Genomic DNA, 16,016 nt, shown 5'->3' with positions numbered 1-16,016 from the left:
GAATGCGCTACCTGCCCAAGTCCCCTGCCGACCGCGAGGAGATGCTCGCGGACATCGGCGTAGCCACCATCGACGACCTCTTCGCCACCATCCCGGCGGAGTACCAGCTCAAGCGCGACCTCGACATCCCCCACCAGCACGGGGAGTCCGAGATCATGGACCGCTTCCGTGCCTACTCCGAGAACAACGCGACCGGCTACGCAAGCTTCCTCGGCGCAGGCGTCTATCGCCACTACCGGCCGGTCATCATCGACTCCCTCGTCCAGCGCGGCGAATTCCTCACCAGCTACACCCCGTACCAGCCCGAGATCTCGCAGGGCACCCTCCAGGCCATGTTCGAGTTCCAGACCATGATCTGCGAGCTCACCGGCATGGAGATCGCCAACGCCTCGATGTACGACGGCTCGACCGGCGCTGCAGAAGCCGTGATGATGGCCGTCCGCGTCACCGGCCGCAACGCCGCCGTGGTCGCCCGTACCGTCCATCCGGAGTACCGCGAGGTCCTCGCCACCTACGCCCAGCATCAGCAGATCCCCGTCACCGAGATCAGCTACGCCGCCAACGGTCGCGTCGACCTGGCCGCCCTCGACGCCGCCATCACCAGCGACACCGCCTGCGTTCTCATCCAGTCTCCCAACTTCTTCGGCACCATCGAAGACGTAGCCGCCATCGCCGAAATCGCCCACGCGAAGGGCGCACTTCTCATCGTCTCAATTGCCGAAGCCGTCTCCCTCGGCATCGTCAAGCCGCCCGTCGAAGCCGACATCGTCTCACTCGAAGCCCAGTCCTACGGTGTCGCGGTAGGCTTTGGCGGACCGTACTGCGGCGTCATCGCCTGCAAGGAAAAGTTCCTCCGCCAGATGCCTGGCCGCCTCATCGGCGAGGCCAAGGACGTCAACGGTAAGCGCGGCTACGTCCTCACCCTCTCCACCCGCGAGCAGCACATCCGCCGCGAGAAGGCGACCTCCAACATCTGCACCAACCAGGCCCTCGTCGCCCTCATGACCACCATCTTCCTCACCGTCTACGGCAAACAGGGCATGAAGGAACTCGCCGAGCATAACCTCGCCAAGGCCCACTACGCCATGACTACCCTCGGCGCAGGCGCAAAGCTCCTCTTCGAAGGCGCACCCCGCTTCCACGAGTTCGTCCTCGACCTGCCGCAGAGCGCCGAAGAGACCAACACCGTCCTTCTCGGCCACAAGGTCATCGGCGGGCTGCCCCTCGCAAAGTGGTACCCCGAGCTCGGTCCGAACGCCAGTCTCTGGTGCGCCACCGAGCAAACCACCAAGGTCCAGATCGACCAGGCTGCCAACGGTCTCAAGGAAGCACGCTAGTGGATCTCTCCTCCCTCATCGGCCAGGAGCTGACCGCAGTCGAGTTCGTGCAGGATCATCTGCAACTCCGCTTCGACGGCCCCTGCCTCACCCTCTTCATCTGGCCCGACATCTTCCGCGAGGAAGGTTCGTACGCCTACGGTGAGCCTGAATTCCGCAACTTTCTCTGCGACTTGATCGCGGGCAGCGTCAGCGCCGCCACCATCGAAGAGAACGAAGCCATCGAGGTCGAATTTGAAAATGGCGTCATTCTCCGCGCTTCACTCCGCGAAGAAGATCTCGACGTCCCGCAGGCCGGCCACTTCTCTGAATTCGGCAGCGATCCAACATTTGAGTTTTAGCAGCACAGCCAGTAGTGCGAGGTAGCCCATGGCAACGACATTGACCGTCCCAGAAGCAATCCAGGCCGCAACCCCGAAGTTCGCAGGCACCCCGAAGAAGGCCACCACGCACGTCAGCCAGAATGAAGGCCTGATCTTCGAGAAATCCTCACCCGGCAAGAAAGCCTACCGGCTCGCAGAACTTGACGTTCCCGCGATCGACGCCGCCGCCCTCCTCGGAGACGCTGTCCGCAAGGACCTCGGCGTCATGCCCGAACTCTCCGAGATCGAGATCATCCGCCACTTCACGCGCCTCTCAACCTGGAACTACGCCATCGACCTCGGCATGTATCCGCTCGGCTCCTGCACCATGAAGTACAACGGCCGCGTCAACGAGGCCGTGATGCGCTACGAAGGCCTCTCCGAAGCCCATCCCTACCAGCCAGAATCGGTCTCGCAGGGCTGTCTGCAGATCATGCAGACCCTCTCCGAAGCCCTCATCGAGATCACCGGCATGGACGCGATCACGCTTCAGCCCGCCGCCGGAGCCCACGGTGAGTTCACCGGCATCCTCCTCGTCCGTGCCTACCATGAGAGCAAGGGCAACGCCCGCAAGAAGATCCTCATCCCCGACTCCGCCCACGGTACAAATCCCGCCACCGCTGCAGTCTGCGGCTACGAAGTAGCCAATCTCAAATCAAACGCGCAGGGCATGGTCGACCTCGCCGAACTCGAGCGCATGGTCGACGAAGACACCGCCGCGCTGATGCTCACTAACCCCTCCACCATCGGCGTCTTCGAGTCCGACATCCACAAGATCGCCGACATCCTCCACGCCAAAGGCGCTCTCCTCTATATGGATGGAGCGAACATGAACGCCCTCGTCGGCAAGACCCGCCCCGGCGACTTCGGCGTAGACGTCATGCACCTCAATCTCCATAAGACCTTCTCCACTCCGCACGGCGGTGGTGGCCCAGGCTCCGGCCCGGTAGCCTGCAAGAAGATCCTCGAGCCCTTCCTGCCCACCCCTGTCGTCGTCAAGCGCGACAACGGCCTCCTCGGCCTCGAGTACAACCGCCCCCAGACAGTAGGCCGCGTCCGCATGTTCTACGGCAACTTCGGCATGTTCGTCCGCGCCCTCGCCTACATCCTCGCGAACGGCCCCGACGGCCTCCGCCAGACCACCGAAGACGCCGTCCTCAACGCCAACTACATCCGCGCCAAACTCGAAGGCACCTTCGAACTTCCCTTCAAGACCCCCACCCTGCACGAGGTCGTCTTCTCCGACCGCCTGCAGGCAAAGAACGGCGTCAAGACAGGCGACATGGGCAAGCGCCTCATCGACTACGGCTTCCACGCATACACCGTCAGCTTCCCGATGATCGTTGCCGGCGCCATGATGATCGAACCGACCGAGAGCGAGAGCCGCGAAGAACTCGACCTCCTCATCGACGCCCTCAAACAGATCGCACAAGAGGCCGCCGAAAACCCAACCCTCGTCCAGACCGCCCCGCACACCACGCGCATCCAGCGCCTCGACGAGACCGCAGCCGCCCGCAAACCTGTCCTCCGCTGGAAAGCCCCACCAGCCCCCACCCCCCTCACGGCCGATTCAGCCGCCAAAGAGTGGTAGCGCGCAGCGGAAGCGGTTCTAACTTTTTTCACCTTAGGTCCAAAGTCTTCAAAACGTTGGACTTAAGTCTGGACTTCAACTGTGGCTGGTCGGACTTTCGCGGGCCGATGATGCTGTTGAGGGGGCGCTTTTGAGTTGAGTTTTGTCAAGTATCTCAGGTTTGTTTCTGAGGCCTGCGGCAGGACTCGATTTATAAGCGCGAAGGTAATTTCCTGGACTTTAGATTTATATAAGCTCCTGGTCCGTCACTCGCCACTAAACGGCGATCGGCGCGCTGGTCTTCGCAAGCACCTCCCCCACCAAAACCTCAGGAGCCAACTCCACCAGCCGCAGCCCTTCACCGGTCACATCTAACACGCACAAATCCGTAATGATCCGGTGAACCACCCGGCTCCCGGTCAGCGGCAGGCCACACTCCCGCAGAATCTTCGGCCCACCCGCCTTCGTACAGTGCTCCATCAGCACGACGACCCGCTGCACCCCGCTCACCAGGTCCATCGCCCCGCCCATCCCCTTCACAATCTGCCCAGGAATCATCCAGTTCGCTAGATCGCCGCGCTCCGAAACCTGCATCGCTCCGAGAATCGCCAACTGGATATGCCCGCCACGAATCATCGCAAACGAGTCCGCACTCGAAAAGAAACTAGCCCCCGGAGCAGCCGTTACCGTTTGCTTCCCCGCATTGATCAGGTCCGCATCCACCTCGCTCTCCAGCGGATAGTCGCCCAGCCCCAGCAGCCCATTCTCCGATTGCAGCGTTATATCCATCCCTGCCGGAATACACGTCGCCACCAGCGTAGGAATCCCGATCCCCAGGTTCACATAGAACCCATCCTGCAACTCCTGCGCCGCACGCCTGGCCATCTCCAACCGAGTCCACGCCATTAGACCTTCCTCGTCGTGCGCTGCTCAATCCGCTTTGCGCTCGAATCCCCAGGCACATGCACGACTCGATCCACATAAATTCCCGGCGTATGCACCTCGTCCGGATCGATCTCACCCACTCCCACCAGCACCTCGACCTCTGCCACCGTCACCCGCCCGCACGTTGCCGCGTTCGGGTTGAAGTTCCGTGCCGTCTTCCGATAGACGAGATTCCCATGCGGATCACCCTTCCAAGCCTTCACCAGCGCCACATCCGCCCGAATCCCACGCTCCAACAGGTACGTCTCCCCGTCGAACTCCCGCGTCTCCTTACCCTCCGCGATCAGCGTCCCCACACCCGTCTTCGTATAGAACCCCGGAATCCCCGCACCGCCCGCCCGCATCCGCTCCGCCAGCGTTCCCTGCGGGCAGAACTCCACCTCCAGCGTTCCCGCCAGATACTGCCGCTCAAACTCCGCATTCTCCCCAACGTAGCTCGAAATCATCTTCCGGATCTGCCCCGCATGCAGCAGCAAACCCAAACCCCAGTCATCCACGCCTGCGTTGTTACTCGCCACCACCAACCCCCGCTTCCCCGAAGCCCGCAGAGCCAGGATCAGATTCTCAGGAATCCCGCACAGCCCAAAACCTCCAACCGCCAGCAGCATGCCGTCGTCGACGATGCCTGCCAGCGCACTTGCCGGATCCCCAAACACCTTGTTCATCGCACCCGATCTCCGTCGATGAGAGTGTATTCCCAAAACAGTTCTACCGGTTCACGGGCTCTTTTCAGGAAATGTCACTTCTTTGTCATTCGCACCGCTCGTTTGGTCCATACTTACCTCGTGTGAGCGACACTAAAGACGCGGTCCGGCAGCAGTCTCCTCCCCAGAACCGCTCGGACCGCGGAGAAACCTATGAACCTGATCCTTGTCATCGAGGACGATCCACGCATCCAACGCGCCCTCCAGCGCCAGTTCGCCGCCGAAGGTTACGAAGTCCACGTCGAGGGAGAAGGTCCTTCCGGCCTCGCCGCCTGCAAGAGCATGCGACCCGCCGCCGTCGTCCTCGACCTCATGCTTCCCGGCCTCTCCGGCCGCAGCGTCTGCAAGGAGATCAAAGCCTGGTCGCCCGACACCCCCGTCATCGTCCTCAGCGCCGTCACCGAAGTAGCCGACAAGGTGCTCCTCCTCGAGACGGGCGCAGACGACTACATGACCAAGCCCTTCAGCCCCCGCGAACTCCTCGCCCGCGTACAGGCTGCCATCCGCCGCACCCATCGTAAAGTGGAAGCAATCCTCCAGGGCTTTGGCGACGTCTCCATCGATCTCACCCGCATGGAGATCCACAAATCCGGCGCGCCCGTAGCCCTCACCGCCCACGAGTTCAAGCTGCTCCGCTACTTCCTCGACAACCCTGGCCGCGTCGTCGCTCGCGATGAGTTGCTCAACGATGTCTGGGGCCTCAGCTTCCACCTCACCACGCGCACCGTCGATAATCAGATCCTCAAGCTACGTCAGAAACTAGAACCAGACCCCGCCAATCCCGTCTTCTTCCGCACCGTGCACGGCGTCGGTTACAAATTTGTGCCTGGAGTCTAAAGCGTTGTTGCTCCCGGAGCACCAGCCACACCACCCATGAAGCAATGGCGGATGAGAACGACGCTGATGGTCTCGCTTCTGGCGGTCTCGCTGGGGCTTACCGCAACGTGCCTGCTCATCATCCGCGTCAGCGTCCAGCAGGAGATTCGCAAAGGTCTCAACTCTGACCTCGACCACTCCCTCAGCACCTTCCGCAACATCGCCCGCCAGCGTAACCAGATGCTCGCCCGCGAAGCCGCTCTACTCGCCGATCTCCCCAGCCTCAAGTCCCTCATGGCGACGCAGGACACCACCACTATTCAAGACGCCAGCGAGGAGTTCTGGAAGGTCAGCGGCAGCGACTTCTTCGCCCTCGCCAGCCAGACCGGCAAGGTCTTCACCTACTCCAACAAAGGCGATGTCCTCGACGCCGAGACCGTCAAACAGGAGATTCAGGCCTGTCTGGCCGGACCCGACGAACCCTGCATGATCGCCGCCGGTCCGCACCTCTACGAATTGGCCATGCAGCCACTCTACTTCGGCCCCACTGCAAATCAGTCCGAGCTGGGCTACGTCGTCATCGGCTACGCCATCGACCATCAGGTCGCTACCGAGGTAAGCGAGGGAGCCGCCGCAGACGTAGTCTTCCTTATCGACGGCGTACCTGCAGCCACCACGCTACCCCCCGCCAAACTCCCCGACCTCAGCGCCCACAACAGTGAGCTCTCCGCAACCCAAAGCCTGCATCGCTCCTTCAAGCTCGACCGCGAACTCTACATGGCCGTCTCGACCCCGCTCGCCACCATAGGCCGCAGCAAGGTCGAGCTTGTCGTCCTGAAATCCTACGACCGCGCCAGCGACTATCTCCGTCGCGTCAATCGTTGGATCGCCATCCTCGGCCTCTCCGCACTTCTGCTCGCCGCCATCCTCGCCGCCTATATCTCCCGCACCGTCACTCGTCCTCTTGAGGCTCTCGTCGCCGGCACCCGCGCCCTCGGCAAGGGTAACTTCCACTACCGACTGAGCGTGGAAGGAGCCATGGAGGTACAGGAGCTCAATCAGGCCTTCGAGCGCATGCGCGGCGAGATCAAGCGCACCCAGGCCGAGCTCATCGAGGCCGACCGCCTCGCCACCATCGGCCGCATGGCAAGCTCCGTCTCCCACGACCTCCGCCACTATCTCTCCGCTATCTACGCCAACGCCGAGTTCATGAGCCTCACCAACACCGCCCCCACCGAACGCGCCGAGCTTCTCCTCGAGGTCAAGGAAGCCGTGCAGGGCATGACCGATCTCATCGAATCGCTCCTCCTCTTCAGCCAGACCGGCCAGATCCTCTATCCGAGCTATGAATCGCTTGCCCCCCTCATCGAGCGGACCGTGCACAACGTCCGACAGCATCCCGAGGCACGCGGCGTCACCATCACCGTCGACCTGCAGCCCGTGGACGCCTGGATAGACGCCCGCAAACTTGGCCGCGCTATCTACAACCTCCTGCTCAACGCCTGCCAGGCAGCAAAGCACGGCACCGGCAGCCCGGCCGTCCAACTCACTCTCTCCGAGGACGACCGCAGCATCAGGATCAGCATCGCTGACAATGGCCCCGGCATCCCCATCGACATCCGCCAGACCCTCTTTCAGCCCTTCGTAAGCGCTGGCAAGGCCAACGGCTCAGGCCTCGGGCTCACCCTGGCGCAGCACATCAGCCAGGAGCACGGCGGTGAGGTCCAGCTCGACGCCTCCATCGCAGGAACAACCACCTTTACAGTTCATCTCGAGAAGGCCAAGCTCAAAGCATTCGAGCACAAGAGCCAGGAACTCAAACCGCAGACGCACTAGCCCTCGCGGTGGCTTCGGAGACAGAGGAGATAACACGCATGATTCGATTTGCGCGAAGAGTATCGGTTCAAGCAAACATGCACAGGCTCGCGCTTCTCGCCTTTGTCTTCGTTCCATTCTCCAGCGCAACCTCCCAAACCCCATCAGCCCAGCCACCTGCATCGGTCGAACAGCGCCTCAACGACGTCACCGCCGCGCTCAATCAGACCCAGCAGACGCTTGAGCGCTCCATGCAGGAGATCCAGGCCCTCCGCGCTCAACTCGAAGCCCTTCGCGCCCAGCTCCCCACCGCAGCAGCCGCCCCGGTGATCGCACCTCCACTAGCCGCCAGCACTGCCCCGCAACCCACCGCCGACACCATCGAGCGCATCCGCGAAGAGCAGGACGCCACCCAGTCCGAGATCAAGCTTCACGAGCAGACAAAGATCGAGTCCGCCTCGAAGTATCCCCTGCGCGTCACCGGCCTCATCCTCTTCAACGCCTTCTCGAACGCTGGCGTCGTCAACAACGTCGACCTGCCCGGCGTCGCACTCTCTCGACCCGCCGACGGTCCTCACGGGAGCACAGGCGGAAGCCTTCGCCAGACCATCCTCGGCGTCGAAGGAACCGGCCCGCGCATCCTCGGCGCGCGCAGCTCCGCTGAAGTCAGCGCCGACCTCTTCGGTGGCCTCACCTACAACGAATACGGCTATAGCACCTCGGTCGGCAACATCATTCGTCTCCGACAGGGCAAGATCAGCCTCGATTGGGACAAGACCACCATCGACGCCGGTGTCGTCAATCCCATCATCTCGCCGCTCTCCCCGACCTCCTTTGCGACCGTCGCTGAGCCCGCACTCTCCTCCGCGGGCAATCTCTGGACCTGGTCCCCGCAGATCCGCATCGAGCAGCGCGTCCCGCTCTCCGGCCAACGTACCCTCCACCTGGAAGCAGCCCTGCTGGACCCCGCATCGCCCCCCGCCGTCGGCAGCACCGTTCAGGGTTCAAGCCCAACCGAAGCATCCCGGCACCCCAGCGTGGAAGGCCGCATCTCCTACGGCGGATCCACAAACTATGGCGAATCGGCCGGCGGGAGCGACGCCTCACACCACCTCGTGTTCGGACTGGCCGCCTACACGGGGGACCAGCTTTACGGCACCACCCACGTCCACTCCTGGGCCGCAACCGCCGACTGGCAGCTACCCGTCTATCGCTGGTTCACGCTGAGCGGCGAAGCCTATCGCGGCCGCGCCCTCGGTGGCCTCGGCGGTGGCGTCTACAAGGACATCCTCACCGGCACCTCGCATACCACCGGCCTGCCCCTCACCACAGGTGTCGATGCCGTCGGCGGCTGGGCCCAGTGGAAGACCCGCTTCAGCTCCACCCTCGAAGCGAATGCCGTCTTCGGCCTCGACGACGCCCTCGCCAGCAACTTCCGCAGGATTATCCTGCCCAGCTCCACCAGCCCTTACTCCCTGTACGCTCGCAATAGTATGGTGGTTGGCAACGTGATCTATCGCCCCAGGACCTATCTCATCCTCTCTCCCGAGTACCGTCGCATCACCACCTGGCCGGGAGCCGGGACCGGAAACATCGCCAACATCTTCACCATCAGCGCCGGCTATCAGTTCTAGCCTGTCCGGCCGCTGCAACACACCGCGTCATTAGAAACGCGAAAGGAGAAAGCCAGCTATGAGCCCAAGTCGCATCTGCGCCGCACTCCTCTGCGCCCTGGCAACTTCTTCGCCTCTATGGTCTCAGGACGAAGATGTCTCTTTGCACGTCACCATCGCACATGATCACGACCGCACGCGCCACCAGCCTTCCACCTCCCGCAACATCGTAGTCTGGCTCAATCCCGTGCAGCCTCAACCCCAGCCCCTTGAGCCGAGGCCCGCCCAGCAGTACACCCTCGTACAGAAAGACAAGCAGTTTACCCCGCACGTCCTTGTCGTCCCGACCGGCAGCAGCGTCGACTTCCCAAACATGGACCCGTTCTTCCATAACGTCTTCTCGCTCTTCAACGGCAAGCGCTTCGACCTCGGTCTCTACGAAGCCCATACGCACCACACCGTCCACTTTGATCGCGAGGGCATCTCCTACATCTTCTGCAACATTCACCCGCAGATGGGAGCCGTCATTCTCTCGCTCAGCACACCCTACTACGGCACCTCCCTGGCCGACGGATCGATCCTCATCCACGACGTACCGCCCGGCAGCTACCAGCTCACCCTGTGGGCAGAAGATGTCACCCGCGAGCGCCTCGCCGCCGCCGCCCGCGTCGTCGAGATCAAGCCAGGCCATGAGCAGCTCGCTACCATCGTTCTCCAGGGTAGCGGCGACATGATGGCCCAGCACACCAACAAGTTCGGCGAGCCCTACCAACAGCCCACCAAAGATCCCTACTAGCTTTCCCCTAAACAAAAAAGCGGCCGCCCCAAGACTTCAGGGCGGCCGGTGGAAGGTCGGTTCGGTTTACTGAACCGTAAGCGCAACCGTCGTCGACTGCACCGTAGATCCGGCAGTAGCCGTAATCGTCACCTGCGAGGTAGCGGCGACGGGCGCTGTCGGTGTAACGGGCGGTGGCGTGGCAGCAGCGGTCATTCCGCTGGAGCAACCCGCAATCATCCCGGAAGCCACCAGCATGATCGCCACAAGTCCAAGCAGCCGTACCATCGACGATTTGCCAACAGGACGCCTGCGAACGAACGCCAGCAGCGAGCCGAACGGAAGCAGCATCGCAGCAGCGATCTCTGCCGCACGAGTCGCCGTGAATCCTTCAGGCTTAGATACGGACGCGGTTGCAGCAGCCGTCTGAATTGTTACCGTGCTGGTAGCACTTTGCGTCGAAGAGACCGACAACTGTGCCGGGGAGAACGTACACGTCGCGCCCGTTGGCAGGCCACTGCAGCTCAGCGTCACATTACCGCTGAAGCTGTTCGTCGGAGCCACCGCCACCACGATCTTCGCCGCTGCACCAGCCTTCACCGACGAGGCAGTCGTCGAAGCGCTCACGCCGAACGTAGCCGGTGCTGTAGAAGTAGCGTTGTTGGTGATCGAAGCGAACAGACCGTCCTTCTCATTGTTGAGCCCGGCGCTGAAGAACAGTGTATTCACATCGCCATAGCCCGCCGTGCCCGTACCAAACACGAGCTCCCACATACCAGGGTAGGAGATCGATTTGCCCGTTCCATCCGTCATCTGCCCAAGGAACGCGAAGGTCTTCGGATCATAGACATTGATGTGACCATCGCCAAAATTACCCACCAGCAGATCGCCGCCAAACACGCCAAACGTTGCTGGAGCAATCGCCACGCCCCACGGTGAGTTCAGGTTGCCGCCCGTATCGACAGCGCGCGCTACAAAGTTGCCGTTGTTGTCGAACACATCGAGAAATCCATTACCTGCCCCAAGCGTCTGCTGATACGCAACGCCGTTGCTGGCTTTGGGCGAAACAAGGTACGGTGCTGGTCCGCCGGTCACTGGAGTCGTCGTCGAGACGGCAGTGCGCAGCATGTAGGTCACAAACACCTGCGACCCAATGCTGTGCACCGAGTAGGGAGCATAGCCCGCAGGCACATTCGGATCGGTAAAGCTGCCAGCGAGCTTCGCCGCCTTGTAGCTGCTGTCATACACCTCAACATCCGCGCCCTGGCCAAAGTTCGCCGTCAGCAGGAACGTACCCGTCGCATTGGTCAGCAAAGCCATATCCGTGTACACCGCATTGGCCGCGCTGTTATCGATCGCCACCTGCGCCACGCTGCCCTTGGTCCCCAGTCCGATGTTCCAACCCGACACCGTCCCATCAAGCGTCGAGAAAAGGAACGATGGTGGTGCTCCATTCGGCAGCAGGAAGCTCTTCCCTGCGTAGAAGACCGTACCGGTCGGCGTACCCGTCGTCGTCTTCACGCCACCCGCAGCAGGAATTCCCACCGTAAATGGAATCTGCGGAGCCGTGATCGTCGATGTCGCCCCCGGGATCAGCGCGACGTAGTCCAGCCCCGTCGCCTGTGTATTGATCCAGAAGTCTTTGCCGATCGACACGCCCCACGGATTCAGGAAGTTCGGATCAGTCGTCAGCGCCGGAACCGATCCGTCCGACAAAAGGTTGGTCACCTGAAAGGTCCCGGGCGTCTGCGCTGACGCAAAGCCTCCGAGGGCAGCAGCGCCTGCAACAAGCGCGAAGATTTTCTTGAGGCGCGATGAGATCCGCGTCGTCGTGGAGTGATCGTTTGAAGTAGCCAGGTTCTGCATGGTGTCTCTTTTCTCCTGCATTCAGTGCAGTGTTCCTGCCGGGCAACAGCAATCCTTCCCGGTCAAGTTGAAGAGTAGAGAGATCGCCACCCATTGTTGTCAGTGCCCTGTCATCACTCGATCATGGGATTGTCAGCACCATCCGCCCTCGCGCAAGCACCTGGCACCCACCGTAAGGTAAATTGAAGCACCAGGAGTCTGACCATGTTCATCGCACCAGGAAGCACAACTGCCGCAGACAAAGCATCGGCCACCAAACAACCGCTGCTCCCGATCGGCAATCTCGGGCCATTCTTCCTGGTCACCTCCCTCTTCTTTCTCTGGGCCATCCCGAACAACCTCAACGACATCCTTATCCGCCAGTTCATGAAGTCCTTCGCGCTCACCCGCTTCGAAGGAGGGCTCGTCCAGTCCGCCTTTTACATGGGCTACTTCCTCCTCGCCATCCCTGCCGCCCTGCTCATGCGCCGCGCAGGCTACAAAGCTGGAATCCTCACCGGCCTCCTCCTCTTTGCCACCGGAACCTTCCTCTTCTATCCCGCTGCTCTCGTCGGCCAGTACTGGTTCTTCCTTTTCGCCCTCTTCGTCATGGCCAGCGGCCTCGCCTTCCTCGAAACCGCCGCGAACCCCTTCATCGCCCAGATCGGCGCACCTGAAAGCTCCGAGCGCCGCCTCAACTTCTCGCAGGCCTTCAACCCCATCGGGGCCATCGCCGGAGCAGGCGTAGGCACCGTCTTCATCCTCTCTGGCGTCGAGCTCACAAAATCCGAAGTAGCCGCCCGCATCGCCTCAGGCACCTACGCCGCCTATCTCCGCACCGAAACCCTCCGCGTCGTCGCACCCTACGCCCTTCTCGGCCTCATCGCCCTCATCCTCGCCGGTGTCATCGCGCGCACGAAGTTCCCCGTCATCCAGAGCGAGCACGAAGGCGACGTCGACGACCACGCCCACGTCACCGACCTCCTCCACCAGCGCCACTTCGTCCTCGCCGTCATCACGCAGTTCCTCTACATCGGTGCACAGGTCGGCACCTGGAGCTACTTCATCCAGTACGTGCAGGACTACACCCACCAGCCAGAAAAGGTCGCCGGCTACTTCCTCATCGGCACCCTCGCCGCCTTCGGTGTCGGACGCTTCGGCTCAGCATGGCTCATGCAGTTCGTACCCGCATCCAGACTGATGGCCGGTTACGCCATCGCGAACATCGTTCTCCTCACCATCGCCATCGTCCATCCCGGCTGGGTCGGCCTCTGGTGCGTCTTCGGAACCAGCCTCTGCATGTCCGTCATGTTCCCCACCCTCTTCGCCCTCGGCATCAAGGATCTCGGGGCCAACACCAAGATCGCCGGCTCCCTCCTCGTCATGTCCATCGTCGGCGGAGCCATCCTCACCCCCATCATGGGCCTCATCGCCGAGCACACCGGCAGCATCGCCGACGCCTACATCATCCCCCTCATCAGCTACATCGCCGTCGTCCTCTATGCCCTCTTCGGCTCCAAACCCAGCTACTCCCGCTAACGGTGGGAGCGCAGGGCTTTAGCCCCGGAGCACCAGCTCGACTTGACGCACCCCTGCACCTCCAATAAAGTTTCACCATGCGGATCCTGCTCCACGACGCCTGTTGTTGCTCCCAGACCACCCCTCTGGTGAGCCCAGGAACCCGCTGTCCGGCATCCCCTCAACGCTAATCGCCTGAGCAGCCAGCAGCACCGGCTCTCCCCCGCTGAACCACAGCGACCATTCCGCGATACCGCCAACGAGCCTCGGAGAGCCAATGCCGTCCAACATCCTTTCTTCCACATCCGCAGTAGCCGCCCAGAAGCCGACCTCCTTCGACCTCCGCATCGCAGCCCTCATGCTCCTCGTCGGCCTCTACGACCTCGTCTCGGGACGCCGTCTCTTCCAGCGCTAGGGCGGCCATCGCTTAGAATCAACGCAATGGGTCTCTTCAGCAAAAAACTCAAGCAGGAACACAAGGTCATGCTCCAGGCCGAGCGAGCCGCCGGCCAGCTCCAGCCCGAGTACCACCGCCCCACCCCCGAGTGCCCCAACCCCAAGCGCTGGCACATGTACGACTCCATGACTGCCGAAGCCGAGGTCCTCGAGTTCCTCCGCACCCTCGTCACCACCATCAAGCCCGAGCTGGTCGTCGAAACCGGCTCCTTCCTCGGCGTCAGCACCCTCTGGATCGCCGAGGGCCTCAAAGCCAACGGCTTCGGCAAGATCATCAGCTGCGAGTTCGACCCCATCGTCTTCGCCTCCGCAAAAGAAAAGATCGCCGCCTCCGGCCTGGCCGACTGGATCGAACTCCGCAACGAGTCGTCCTTGGAAATGAAGATCGATGGCACGATAGGCCTCTTCTTCTCCGACTCCGACATGCCCATCCGCGAGGCCGAGGTCAAGCGCTTCCTCCCCCAGATCTCCCCCTACGGCCTCATCCTCATGCACGACGCCAGCTCCCACCTCAAAGTAGTCCGCGACGCCGCCCACAAGATGGAGTCCGAAGGCCTCCTCTCCTGCATCTTCCTCCCCACCCCCCGCGGCCTCGTAGTAGCTCAAAAACGCGAAGGCCGCGCCTGATCCTGCCGCTGCGCTTGCCTATGCTTCTTGAGTTGTCATTCCAGTAGGGAACCTGCGTCTGTCCTTTCACCGCGATACTCTGAACCCACAGCCGATGCCCCGTCAAACTACCCAGCCCGCCAATCCCTACCGCGCCCCCATCGCCATCTTCTGGACCGGCCTCCTCCTGCGCGTCATCTACATCACCCTCGCCCACACCTACCGCATCCGCCTCTTCGAAGACCACATGCAGTTCGGCTGGGAGATGGGGCGCATCGCCCGCGCGCTCGCCACAGGCTTTGGCTACGCCGACCCCTTCACCGGCCACTCCGGCCCCACCGCCTGGCTCCCGCCGCTCTACCCCGTCGTCCTCGCCGGAGTTTTTAAGCTCTTTGGCGTCTACACCCCCCTCGCCGCCTGGGTCATCCTTACCCTCAACAGCATCGTCTCCGCCGCCACCGCGCCCGCCATCTACGAGATCGCCAAACGCTGCTACAAGGATGAAAAGCTGGCCCTCTGGTCTGCCTGGCTCTGGGCCCTCTATCCCGCAGCCATGCAATACGCCGTCCACTGGGTATGGGACATGGCCCCCACCGCCTTCTTCTTCGCCTGGGCTCTCGTCCTCGCCCTCCGCCTTCGCGGCACAGGCTCCGAGGAAGCAAAACTCCAAACCACCCGCCGCTGGCTCCTCTTCGGCCTCCTCTGGGGACTCATTGCCCTCACCAACTCCACCCCCCTCGTCTTCCTTCCCGCCTGCGGTCTCTGGATCATCGCCGGAACCTGGCGCACCCCAGCCTTCCTCCCGAGCATCGGCAAAGCCATCCTCTCGGGCCTCATCTTCTGCGCCTGCCTCGCCCCCTGGATGATCCGCAACTACACCGTCTTCCACGCCCTCATCCCGATGCGCGGCAACCTCGGCGCCGAACTCCACGAGTCCGTCCTCGAAGAGCATGAAGGCTTTCCGTGGGGAGCCACCGTCCCCGTAGCCGACCATGACCCCATCTACCTCAAATACAAATCCATGGGCGAAGTAGCCTACGTCAAGCAGCAGGACGCCCTCGCCAAACAGTACATAGCCCTCCACAAAACGCGCTTCCTCGAACTAGCCCTGAAGCGCTTCTACTTCTACTGGGTCAGCGTCCCCCACCCCATCGAGCACGGCGCCAAGGGCTACTTCGTCGAGATCACCCGCGAGATCAACTTCTGCTTCCTCTCGATCACCGGCATCCTCGGCCTCGCCCTCTCCCTCCGCAACCGCATCTCCGGAGCGACCCTCTTCCTCTGGGCCTTTCTCCTCATGCCCTTCGCCTACTACTTCATCACCGTCCAGGCCCGCTTCCGCCACCCCCTCGAACCCCTCATCACCATCTTCACCGTCTACCTCTTCCGCTCCGCCGACCGCACCCGCGCCTTCTCCTGGCAGCCACGTCCCTAGGCGCTCCCATAACCGCAAACGATCGGGTGCCCGATGTCCCTATGCCGGGACGTAAGAATGTAAAAAGCCAATCAAACGCGAACCCTGTCGTTGCCCTTTGCCTTCTTGTTGTCACATCCAAAGGGAACCCATGTCTGTCCGTAAATCCGTGCTCATTCGCGACAATCCGCGATAGCCTCTAACCTCCCAAATCGGTGTCATCCGCACGGATCGGTGTTA

14 protein-coding genes are annotated in these 16,016 nt (G+C 62.2%); 11 read left to right on the top strand and 3 right to left on the bottom strand.

Annotation, left to right across the window (positions count from 1 at the left end):
* Window positions 1-2 precede the first annotated feature (2 nt).
* From gcvPA to gcvPB, 3 genes are read left to right on the top strand one after another with little or no spacing between them, the layout of a single operon-like run.
* Window positions 3-1,337: an aminomethyl-transferring glycine dehydrogenase subunit GcvPA gene (gene gcvPA / locus OHL20_RS10605; protein WP_263383158.1), complete on the top strand. Its 1,335-nt coding sequence runs from the start codon at window positions 3-5 to the stop codon at window positions 1,335-1,337.
* Window positions 1,337-1,678: a hypothetical protein gene (locus tag OHL20_RS10600; protein ID WP_263383157.1), complete on the top strand. Its 342-nt coding sequence runs from the start codon at window positions 1,337-1,339 to the stop codon at window positions 1,676-1,678. Before gcvPA ends, OHL20_RS10600 begins: the two co-directional genes overlap by 1 nt.
* A gap of 28 nt (window positions 1,679-1,706) precedes the next feature.
* A complete protein-coding gene (gcvPB, locus tag OHL20_RS10595) occupies window positions 1,707-3,290 on the top strand; it encodes an aminomethyl-transferring glycine dehydrogenase subunit GcvPB (protein ID WP_263383156.1) in 1,584 nt (527 codons plus the stop codon).
* Window positions 3,291-3,545: 255 nt separating this feature from the next.
* Here the strand turns inward: gcvPB and OHL20_RS10590 are convergent, their stop codons facing one another.
* Window positions 3,546-4,175, bottom strand: coding sequence for a 3-oxoacid CoA-transferase subunit B (locus tag OHL20_RS10590; RefSeq protein ID WP_263383155.1), 630 nt, complete (start codon window positions 4,173-4,175; stop codon window positions 3,546-3,548).
* A complete protein-coding gene (locus OHL20_RS10585; protein WP_263383154.1) occupies window positions 4,175-4,879 on the bottom strand; it encodes a CoA transferase subunit A in 705 nt (234 codons plus the stop codon). Before OHL20_RS10585 ends, OHL20_RS10590 begins: the two co-directional genes overlap by 1 nt.
* A 192-nt stretch (window positions 4,880-5,071) precedes the next feature.
* Between OHL20_RS10585 and OHL20_RS10580 the strand changes: the two genes are divergently transcribed.
* The 4 genes from OHL20_RS10580 to OHL20_RS10565 are packed head-to-tail and all read left to right on the top strand — an operon-like array spanning window position 5,072 to window position 9,958.
* The gene (locus OHL20_RS10580; protein WP_263383153.1) at window positions 5,072-5,755 is read left to right on the top strand and encodes a response regulator transcription factor; all 684 of its coding nucleotides are present in this window, start codon (window positions 5,072-5,074) and stop codon (window positions 5,753-5,755) included.
* A gap of 51 nt (window positions 5,756-5,806) precedes the next feature.
* Complete coding sequence (locus OHL20_RS10575; RefSeq protein WP_263383152.1) at window positions 5,807-7,570, top strand: ATP-binding protein; 1,764 nt, start codon at window positions 5,807-5,809, stop codon at window positions 7,568-7,570.
* 38 nt (window positions 7,571-7,608) lie between these two features.
* Entirely contained in the window at window positions 7,609-9,183 is a 1,575-nt protein-coding gene (locus OHL20_RS10570; RefSeq protein ID WP_263383151.1) for a hypothetical protein, read from the top strand.
* 58 nt (window positions 9,184-9,241) lie between these two features.
* Entirely contained in the window at window positions 9,242-9,958 is a 717-nt protein-coding gene (locus tag OHL20_RS10565; RefSeq protein WP_263383150.1) for a hypothetical protein, read from the top strand.
* A gap of 66 nt (window positions 9,959-10,024) precedes the next feature.
* Here the strand turns inward: OHL20_RS10565 and OHL20_RS10560 are convergent, their stop codons facing one another.
* Entirely contained in the window at window positions 10,025-11,803 is a 1,779-nt protein-coding gene (locus OHL20_RS10560) for a TIGR03118 family protein (protein ID WP_263383149.1), read from the bottom strand.
* A 204-nt stretch (window positions 11,804-12,007) separates the two neighbouring features.
* On the opposite strand from OHL20_RS10560, the gene fucP reads away from it, so the two are divergent.
* The 4 genes from fucP (at window position 12,008) to OHL20_RS10540 (ending at window position 15,797) form a co-directional block, all read left to right on the top strand.
* Entirely contained in the window at window positions 12,008-13,321 is a 1,314-nt protein-coding gene (fucP, locus tag OHL20_RS10555; protein ID WP_263383148.1) for an L-fucose:H+ symporter permease, read from the top strand.
* A 256-nt stretch (window positions 13,322-13,577) separates the two neighbouring features.
* Window positions 13,578-13,715: a hypothetical protein gene (locus tag OHL20_RS10550; RefSeq protein WP_263383147.1), complete on the top strand. Its 138-nt coding sequence runs from the start codon at window positions 13,578-13,580 to the stop codon at window positions 13,713-13,715.
* 26 nt (window positions 13,716-13,741) lie between these two features.
* A complete protein-coding gene (locus tag OHL20_RS10545; RefSeq protein ID WP_263383146.1) occupies window positions 13,742-14,383 on the top strand; it encodes an O-methyltransferase in 642 nt (213 codons plus the stop codon).
* A gap of 94 nt (window positions 14,384-14,477) precedes the next feature.
* Window positions 14,478-15,797, top strand: a complete 1,320-nt coding sequence (locus OHL20_RS10540) for a hypothetical protein (protein ID WP_263383145.1) — start codon at window positions 14,478-14,480, stop codon at window positions 15,795-15,797.
* Window positions 15,798-16,016 lie beyond the last annotated feature (219 nt).

This window comes from Granulicella arctica, assembly GCF_025685605.1.
Taxonomy (GTDB): Bacteria; Acidobacteriota; Terriglobia; order Terriglobales; family Acidobacteriaceae; genus Edaphobacter; species Edaphobacter arcticus.
Note: the sequence above shows the minus strand (reverse complement) of the source record. Positions and strands in the feature narration are given on the sequence as shown.